Annotated in this window: 7 protein-coding genes; 5 read left to right on the top strand and 2 right to left on the bottom strand. The window is 71.6% G+C overall.

Annotated features, from left to right (window positions below; translation table 11 throughout):
* Positions 1 to 112: 112 nt before the first annotated feature.
* Positions 113 to 745 carry a winged helix-turn-helix transcriptional regulator gene (locus tag PUR53_RS36960; protein WP_329896119.1) on the bottom strand — a complete coding sequence of 211 codons (633 nt, stop codon included), beginning with the start codon at positions 743 to 745 and terminating at the stop codon, positions 113 to 115.
* Between the two features lie 94 nt (positions 746 to 839).
* Here PUR53_RS36960 and PUR53_RS36955 point away from each other — a divergent pair, with 94 nt between their 5' ends.
* From PUR53_RS36955 to PUR53_RS36940, 4 genes are all read left to right on the top strand, one after another.
* Positions 840 to 2,048, top strand: a complete 1,209-nt coding sequence (locus PUR53_RS36955; protein WP_329911240.1) for a pyridoxal phosphate-dependent aminotransferase — start codon at positions 840 to 842, stop codon at positions 2,046 to 2,048.
* 140 nt (positions 2,049 to 2,188) lie between these two features.
* On the top strand, positions 2,189 to 2,722 hold the full coding sequence (locus PUR53_RS36950; RefSeq protein WP_329896121.1) for an HAD domain-containing protein: 534 nt from the start codon (positions 2,189 to 2,191) through the stop codon (positions 2,720 to 2,722).
* A 3-nt stretch (positions 2,723 to 2,725) separates the two neighbouring features.
* The gene (locus PUR53_RS36945) at positions 2,726 to 3,325 is read left to right on the top strand and encodes a histidine phosphatase family protein (RefSeq protein WP_329911239.1); all 600 of its coding nucleotides are present in this window, start codon (positions 2,726 to 2,728) and stop codon (positions 3,323 to 3,325) included.
* A gap of 69 nt (positions 3,326 to 3,394) precedes the next feature.
* Positions 3,395 to 4,138: a hypothetical protein gene (locus tag PUR53_RS36940; protein ID WP_329911238.1), complete on the top strand. Its 744-nt coding sequence runs from the start codon at positions 3,395 to 3,397 to the stop codon at positions 4,136 to 4,138.
* Between the two features lie 172 nt (positions 4,139 to 4,310).
* On the opposite strand, the gene PUR53_RS36935 is transcribed toward PUR53_RS36940, so the two are convergent.
* A complete protein-coding gene (locus PUR53_RS36935) occupies positions 4,311 to 5,999 on the bottom strand; it encodes a peroxidase family protein (RefSeq protein WP_329896124.1) in 1,689 nt (562 codons plus the stop codon).
* 306 nt (positions 6,000 to 6,305) lie between these two features.
* Here PUR53_RS36935 and PUR53_RS36930 point away from each other — a divergent pair, with 306 nt between their 5' ends.
* Positions 6,306 to 8,504, top strand: coding sequence for an alpha-N-acetylglucosaminidase (locus PUR53_RS36930; protein ID WP_329911237.1), 2,199 nt, complete (start codon positions 6,306 to 6,308; stop codon positions 8,502 to 8,504).
* Positions 8,505 to 8,528 lie beyond the last annotated feature (24 nt).

Raw genomic sequence — 8,528 nt, 5'->3', positions numbered from 1 at the left:
TGGGGGCCTTAAAAGCACGGGGGCGCAGCCCGTGATTTTCTGGGGGGGGGGTAACTGCGCGATAAGCCCCACCCACCCGAACCGGGCGACGGCGCTCAAACGGCCCCCACCCCTACCCCTCCCGCAACTCCTTCGCGAGCGCCCCCTCCCCGTCCACCTCGACCCGCCCCGCCCGAACGGCCTCCCGCAGCCCCAACTCCCCCCGGCCGAGCGCACCGCAGGTGTCCGCGTCGAGGGTCAGTCGTACGTCCGCCTCCCCGGGCGCGGGCCCGTCCCCGTACACCGGCCCCTCCTCCGCGCCCGCCCACACATGGAACGCCCCCTCCTCCAGCCGGACTTCGACGAGCCCGGCGCCCGCACCGCGCAACGCCCGCAGCAGCGGCAACGCGAACCAGTGCGCCCGTACCGCGTCCGTGGCCCGGCGCTCCCCGAGCGCCGACTCCCCCCACGCCCCCAGCGCCTGCAGCACCGGCAGCAACTGGCGCCCCCGGTCGGTGAGTTCGTACACGTACGCCGCCCCCGGCGGCGGCAGCCGGCGTCGCGTCGACAGACCGTCCCGCTCCATGTCCTTCAGCCGCGACGCCAGCACATCCGTGCTGACGCCCGGCAGGTCCGCGTGCAGATCCGTGTAGCGGCGCGGCCCGGCCAGCAGTTCGCGCACGATCAGCAGGGTCCAGCGGTCACCGACGAGGTCGAGCGCCCGCGCGGCGGAACAGTACTGGTCGTAGCTTCGGCGAGGTGACATGGGACGCAGTCTAGACATGTCGTTGGACTTTCCAAGCGCCTACTTGGTAAAACCAAGCGAACCAGCGGCATCACGAACCGGAGGGCGAGGGCGCATGGAGTTCCGGCAGTCGAGCAAGCTCAGCGAGGTCTGTTACGAGATCCGCGGCCCCGTGATCGAGCACGCCAACGCGTTGGAGGAGGCGGGCCACAGCGTCCTGCGCCTCAACACCGGCAACCCCGCGCTCTTCGGCTTCGAGGCGCCGGAGGAGATCATCCAGGACATGATCCGGATGCTCCCGCAGGCCCACGGCTACACGGACTCGCGCGGCATCCTCTCGGCCCGCCGCGCGGTCGCCCAGCGCTACCAGGAGCGCGGCCTGGACGTCGACGTGGACGACGTCTTCCTGGGCAACGGCGTCTCCGAGCTGGTCTCCATGGCCGTACAGGCGTTGATCGAGGACGGCGACGAGATCCTGATCCCCGCCCCCGACTTCCCCCTCTGGACGGCGGTGACCACCCTCGCCGGCGGCAAGGCGGTCCACTACCTCTGCGACGAACAGGCCGACTGGTACCCGGACCTCGACGACATGGCGTCGAAGATCACCGACCGCACCAAGGCCGTCGTCATCATCAACCCGAACAACCCCACCGGCGCGGTCTACCCCAAGGAGATCATCGAGGGCATCCTCGACCTCGCCCGCCGCCACGGACTGATGGTCTTCGCCGACGAGATCTACGACCAGATCCTGTACGACGACGCCGTGCACCACTCGGCCGCCGCGCTCGCCCCCGACCTGGTCGTCCTCACCTTCTGCGGGCTCTCCAAGACGTACCGCGTCGCGGGCTTCCGCTCCGGCTGGCTGGTCGTCACCGGCCCCAAGCAGCACGCCCGCAACTACCTGGAGGGCCTGACGATGCTGGCCTCCATGCGGCTGTGCGCCAACGCGCCCGCCCAGTACGCCATCCAGGCCGCGCTCGGGGGCCGCCAGTCGATCACCGACCTCACCACGCCGGGCGGGCGCCTCCACGAGCAGCGCAACGTGGTGTGGGAGAAGCTCAACGAGATCCCCGGTGTCTCCTGCGTGAAGCCGAAGGGCGCCCTGTACGCCTTCCCCCGGCTCGACCCCAAGGTCCACCGGATCCACGACGACGAGAAGTTCGTCCTGGACCTCCTCCTCCGCGAGAAGATCCAGGTCGTCCAGGGGACCGGCTTCAACTGGCCGACCCCCGACCACTTCCGCATCCTCACCCTCCCCCACGCCGACGACCTGGACGCGGCGATCAGCCGGATCGGCCGCTTCCTGAGCGGGTACCGGCAGTAGCCGACGGCCGGTACCGGTCGTCGACGACCGGTACCGGTGGCCGGCGACGGCGGTACGGCACCGTCGCGTACGTGGACCGGGGCGTCGGCGTACACGGGGTACGGGCATCGGCGCCCACCGGGGATGGGTAGCCCTTCCCCATGACTGAGCGCCCGCTGCTCCTCCTCGACGTGGACGGCCCCCTCAACCCCTTCGGCGCCCGGTGGTGGCGTCCTGATGGCTATGTGACCCACCGGATGCGCCCCGCCAACTGGTCCGCCCGGCAGAAACCGGGCTCCCGGCGGCTGCGCCGGGGCCTGCGGATCCGGCTCAATCCGGCGCACGGCGAACGACTGCTCGCGCTGCCGTACGAGTTGGCGTGGGCGACGACCTGGATGCACGAGGCCAACGAGATGATCGGCCCCGTGATCGGACTGCCCCGCGATCTTCCGGTCATCGAGTTCACCGGCCTCTTCACCGAGGACCCCGACGGGCTGTACTGGAAGACCCGGCAGGTCCTGGAGTGGGCGGCGGGACGGCCGTTCGTCTGGGTGGACGACATGATCACCGACCTCGACGTACGACATGTGGCCGAGCACCACGACACCGCCGCGCTGCTCATGCGGATCGATCCACGCAGGGGTCTGCGGGAGGAGGAGTTCAGAGAGTTGGAGCGGTGGGCTCGTACCCTGTGAGTCATGGGTGATCTTCTTCTCGTGCGGCACGGTGAGACCGAGTGGTCGGTGTCCGGGCAGCACACCAGCTGGACCGACCTCCCTTTGACGGAGAACGGCCGTGCGCAGGCACGCGGTCTCGCGCCGCTGCTCGACTCGTTCCGCGTCGGCGCCGTGTTCGTCAGCCCGCTGAAGCGTGCCCAGGAGACGGCCGAACTGGCCGGGCTCACCGGGGCACGCGTCGACGCGGACCTCGTCGAGTGGGACTACGGCGGGTACGAGGGGATCACGACCGTCGAGATCCATCGCACCCGGCCGGACTGGTTCCTGTTCACCAACGGGGTCGCTCCCGGGCCGCCGGAGCATCCCGGGGAGAGCCCGGAGGAGGTCGGAGCGCGTGCCGACCGGATGCTGGCGAAGACGCGCACGGCGATGGAGTACGCCGAGGGACCCGTGCTGCTGGTCGCCCACGGGCACTTCCTGCGCGTCCTCACCGCCCGCTACCTGGGGCTGCCCGCCTCCGACGGGGCGCTGTTCCAGCTGGCCACGGGCACGGTCTGCCGGCTCGGCACGGAGCACGGGCGGCCGGTCGTCGCGGGGTGGAATGTCAGACCCCCCTCGTAGCCTTCAGAAGGGTCGGACCACAACCGGTTCGGGCGGGGGCCACGGCCGGTCGAGGTGAGGGAGGGTGCCGTGACACGACCGCCGACCGCCGCGCAGCGGCGGATCATCGACGCCGCCGAGCCCGTGACCGGGCGCCTGACGGGCACGGAGTACCAGCTCGCGGCCCTGGTGAAGCGGGGGCTGGCCTTCCGGCATCCGCGCCCGCCGCACGACCACTTCCTCACCCCGGCCGGGCACCGCATACGGGAGACGGCACCGGCACCGGCACCTGCCGCGGTCGCTGGTGTCGCTGTCGCGGAGACGGCCCCACGGGAGACAGCCGGGAGGGACACCACCACCGGGACCGGCGGTGTCTTCGCCGCCCGGGTCGGCGGCGAGGAGGGCGCCGTCACCGGACCGGCCCGCACCCGTGAGGTCCAAAGCGCCTGGCAGGGACTTCTGGAACTGCGCCGGATGACCAACACCGACGGCGCCACGGACCGCCCGTGCGGCTGGGAGCGTACGCATCTGGTGCAGGCCGCAGCGCTGGCCCTGGAGGCCGCGGGCCACCGACCCGCGGGTGCGGAGTCGACGGACACGGTGGACTCGGCGGACACCGCTGACTCGGCGGGTACGCGGGCCGCGACGCGGCCGGGCGGGGGTTACCGCGTGCGGGCCACGCCCCAGCCCGAGGCCGTCGCCGTACGGGAGCCCGACGCGGAGGCGCTGCGGGCCTGCGGGGCGACGCTGGAAGAGACGGGCTGGCAGGTGAGCGAGCACACGGACCCACGCACGCGCGAGCGGTATCTGCTGGCGTCACCGAGACGGGCGTAGCCGAACCGGCGTAGGCGACCTGGGCGTAGCCGAACTGGACGTAGCTCTACCGGTGGACTGGGCGCGGAGGGGTCGACCCCTCCGCCTGAGCAAGCCTCGTGGTCCCCGGCGTCGCGGACCGTGGGCTCTCGCTCGCGGTTCGCGGCGCCGGGGACTCACGGCCGGTGGCCGCTCAGCCCAGCGGGTTCAGCAGCTCCGGGTCGTTCTCGAAGGCGAAGAGCAGCAGGTCCGCCATGGTGAACCTGCCCTTCCGGTGGGACGGGAGGCTCGGGCGCCAGCCCGGGTGCTTCACGATCGACCTCCGGCTGCCCTCCATCGCCCGGTGGAAAACCTCAGCGACGAGGGTGCCGCCGACCCCGGTGAGGCTGCCGGGGCGTGCTTCGTTCACCTCGGCCTCGCGCAGCACGTAGAACCACAGCGGGGTGTGCTCCACCAGCTGGGCGCGCTCGGCGTCGGTGAGCCCCTCCAGTGCGGCTCCGCCGTTGCCGCGCAGGATCTGGTCCTCCGTCAGCGGCTTGAAGCCCATCTGGGCGGCCAGTTGCGGCCCGGTGGCCAGCTCCACCATCGAGGCCCGCACCAGGTTGCGGAACGCGAGGTTGCGCTGGATCGGCGGCGGGGCCGGGCGGCCACGGCCGTCGAAGGTGCCGGTGGGCAGCGTGGACAACGGGTCGACGAGGAGCGTGTCGAGCCGCTTGGCCACGTTGAACTCGCCCTCGGGCACGACCAGGTCGTCACGGCCGATCTCGCCGAAGTCGAACAGCCGACGGAAGTCGACGATCCAGTTGCTCGGCAGCCGCAGGTTCTCCCCGGAGTTCGGGTCGTCGAGGTCGCTCAGGTCGTCCGGGCCCGGTGTGAGGTTGCCCGCCGTGCCGCTGAAGCGGAACAGCAGACCGAGCGAGGCGATCGGGCCCGGGCCGCCCGCGCGGAACACGCTGTTCCACTGGTAGGCCCCGCGCACCATGCTGTGGCCGAGGCGGTAGGCGGCCACCGAGAACTCGATGGGCATCGTCGGGAAGTCGCCGGGGCGGACGTACCCGGGCCGCTCGAAGTGCTTGCGCCCCCGGGTGAAGACCCGCTCGACGATGTCCGGGTCGACGATGCGCGGCAGGAAGTCGGTGCGCAGCACCCACTGGTAGTGCTTCACCACGATGTCCCGGGCCGCCTGGAACAGCCGGTGCTCGGGCACTCCGCGCTCGGCAAGGAGGTCGACGACGCGGTTGTGGAAGCGGATGAACGCCAGGTGGAGCTGGCCGACCGCGAGGTTCTCGTCGTTGCGCGCGTCCGGGATGAGCGGGGCCCGCTTGTCGGCCCGGGTGCCGCCGGCCGCCTCGCCGGCCCTCGGCAGGTCGAAGCCCGCGTGGTCGATGTTGGACGTCGACTCGGGCGGGAAGCCCACCCCGAGCGTCGTGCCCGTCCTCAGGCGGCCGTCGGACTCGTAGAAGCGGGCACTGCCCGCGTGGCGCGGGCCCATGCCGTAGAGCGAGTCCAGGTCGAGGGCGGGGCTGCGCCCCTGCACCAGGTCCTCGACCGGGACCGGTTCGCCCAGTCCCACCTGGGTGCGGTCCAGGGTCAGGTCGTGGTCGACGAACTGACCGAGATACGTGAACCCCGCCGGGACCGACGCCCCGGGCTCCCCCGAGTCGGGGTCGGCGCCGCCGGTGCCCGTGGTCATGGCCACGGCCAGCTTGCCGAGCAGTTCCTCGTCGAGCTGGACTCCCTTCTCGCCGAAACGGGAGAAGCGGAAGGCCATCTGCTGCTCGGTCGCGCTCGGTACGCGCGCGACCGCCGCCCCCTTCTCGAACTCCAGGATCCGGCCCTCGTTGACGACGTAGTAGGTCTCGCGATGGTGTCGATGCACCATGGGTGTCCCCGTTCTGTCCCCCGGCTCCGCGAACGGTCACAACCGGACTTACCGGTTCCTCTCCGTCGGTACCGGCCCCCACCGGATGCGAAGCGATCATTCGGATAAATCCCTGTTTCCCGACAACGTGTCGGATGCGGGGAGTGGTTCCCGAAGGGTGCATGACCCAGGAAATCTACTCATATTGACGTAGGAAGGAGCCGTTCACGTCAGGTTCTCCCCCGTGTGGCCGTGTGTCCGCGCGCAAGTGGGGTGTCGGCGGGTATTCCTCCCCCTGCGTACCCCCACCGCATCCCCGGAGACACCATGCCGCTCGCTCGCCGTGCCCTGCTCACCGCGCTCGCCGCCGGCTCCGCGGCCGCCTGCACCTCGGCCCGTGCCATCCCGTCGGACGACGCGCCCCGCACCGACAAGGCACAGCGCACGGCCTCGGTGGCGGCCAGAAGGCTGCTGCCGGACCACTGGCGGCAGATCACCTTCACGGAGGCCAAGGAGAAGGACACCTTCCGTGTCTCGGGGAGCACCGGGCGCATCACCGTCGCCGGTGACACTCCGGCCACGCAACTCACCGGCCTGAACTGGTACTTGCGGCATGTCGCGTACGCCGAGATCAACTGGGCGGGCGAGCAGACGGAGCTCCTGCCGCGCGAGCTCCCCGGCCTCGACGGGACGGTGAGCCGGCGGGCGAACGTCGTGCACCGCTTCGCCCTCAACGACACCAACGACGGCTACACGGGCGCGTACCTGGACTGGTCGTACTGGGAGCGCGAGCTGGACGTGCTGGCGCTGCACGGCTACAACGAGGTCCTCGTCTACGCGGGCGCGGACGCGCTGTACCACCGGGTGTTCCAGGAGTTCGGGTACGGGGAGGAGGAGCTGCGGGCGTGGGTGCCGGGCCCCGCCCACCAGCCGTGGTGGCTGCTGCAGAACCTGTCCGCCTTCCCCTCCCCCGTCTCCCGGCAGCTCCTGGACGCGCGGGCCGTGCTCGGCCGCCGGATCGCCGACCGGGCGCGTGAGCTGGGGATGACACCGGTGTTCCCGGGCTACTTCGGGACCGTCCCACCGGGCTTCGCGGAGCGGGTCCCGGGGGCGCGGACCGTGCCGCAGGGCGAGTGGATGGGTTTCGCGCGCCCCGACTGGCTGGATCCGCGCGGAGACGAGTTCGCCCGGGTGGCGGCGGCCTTCTACCGGGTCCAGGACGAGATGTTCGGTCCGTCGACGCTGTACAAGATGGATCTGCTGCACGAGGGCGGCGACCCGGGGGACGTGCCCGTGGCCGACGCGGCGAAGGGCGTCGAGAGGGCGCTCCAGCGGGCTCACGCGGGGGCCACCTGGGTGATCCTCGGCTGGCAGCACAATCCGCCGCGCGCGATCGTCGACGCCGTCGACAAGGAACGCATGCTCGTCGTCGACGGTCTGTCCGACCGGTTCCCCACCGTCACCGACCGCGAGGCCGACTGGGGCGACACCCCGTACGCCTTCGGTTCGATCTGGAACTTCGGCGGGCACACCGCGCTCGGCGCGAACACCCCCGACTGGGCCGCGCTGTACGAGAAGTGGCGCACCAAGGACGGCAGCAGGCTGCGCGGGATCGCCCTGATGCCGGAGGCGGCGGACAACAACCCGGCCGCCTTCGCGCTGTTCTCCGAACTAGCCTGGCGGGAGGGCGAGTTGGATCTGAAGAGCTGGTTCGCCGAGTGGGCGCGCGCCCGGTACGGCGCCCGCGATCCGCACGCCGAGGCGGCCTGGGACGTCCTGCGCCGCACCGCGTACGGCACCACCCGCGCCGACTCCTGGAGCGAGGGCGCGGACGGTCTGTTCGGCGCCCGGCCGGCGTTGAACGTCGTACGGGCCGGCCGCTGGTCGCCCAAGCAACTCCGCTACAGCGCGGCGGACTTCGAACCCGCGCTGACCGAACTGCTGAAGGTACGACCCGAGCTGCGCGTCTCGGCGGCGTACCGCCGGGATCTCCTCGACGTGGCCCGCCAGGCCCTCGCCAACCGCAGCCGTGTGATGCTGCCGAAGATCAAGGCGGCGTACGACGCCGGGGACGCGACGGCGTTCGCGAGGTCGAGCGGGGACTGGCTGTCGCTGATGGATCTGCTGGACGCGCTGGTGGCCACCGACTCCCGTCATCTGCTGGGCCGTTGGGTAACCCAGGCCCGTTCCTGGGGCGCGGACGCGGCCGAGCGTGACCAGCTGGCGTACGACAACCTGTCGCTGCTGACCGTGTGGGGGACGCGGGAGGGCGCGGACGCGGGGCTACGGGACTACGCCAACCGGGAGTGGGCGGGACTGGTCGGCGGACTGTACCGGTTGCGCTGGTCGACGTACTTCGCGGAGCTGAGGACCGCGCTGGCGGCGGGCCGGGCCCCGGCGAAGATCGACTGGTTCGCCCTGGAGGACCGCTGGGCGCGCAACCCAGGGACGCTCGCGACCGAGCCGACCGGGGACACGTACACGGTCGCGACCCAGGTCCGGGACCGGCTCACAGCGCTCTCCTGACGGGTCTCCGCCGAACCAGGCACC

Origin of the sequence: Streptomyces sp. SP18BB07 (assembly GCF_036322545.1) — a bacterium.
GTDB lineage: Bacteria > Actinomycetota > Actinomycetes > Streptomycetales > Streptomycetaceae > Streptomyces > Streptomyces deccanensis.
The sequence above is the reverse complement of the archived record's forward strand: the minus strand, read 5'-3'. Positions and strand labels throughout refer to the sequence as shown.

Bases quoted from the DNA above. Each gene is read 5' to 3' on its own strand.
- PUR53_RS36960 (WP_329896119.1), bottom strand. From the start codon at position 745: ATGTCACCTCGCCGAAGCTACGACCAGTACTGTTCCGCCGCGCGGGCG.
- PUR53_RS36955 (WP_329911240.1), top strand. From the start codon at position 840: ATGGAGTTCCGGCAGTCGAGCAAGCTCAGCGAGGTCTGTTACGAGATC.
- PUR53_RS36950 (WP_329896121.1), top strand. From the start codon at position 2,189: ATGACTGAGCGCCCGCTGCTCCTCCTCGACGTGGACGGCCCCCTCAAC.
- PUR53_RS36945 (WP_329911239.1), top strand. From the start codon at position 2,726: ATGGGTGATCTTCTTCTCGTGCGGCACGGTGAGACCGAGTGGTCGGTG.
- PUR53_RS36935 (WP_329896124.1), bottom strand. From the start codon at position 5,999: ATGGTGCATCGACACCATCGCGAGACCTACTACGTCGTCAACGAGGGC.
- PUR53_RS36930 (WP_329911237.1), top strand. From the start codon at position 6,306: ATGCCGCTCGCTCGCCGTGCCCTGCTCACCGCGCTCGCCGCCGGCTCC.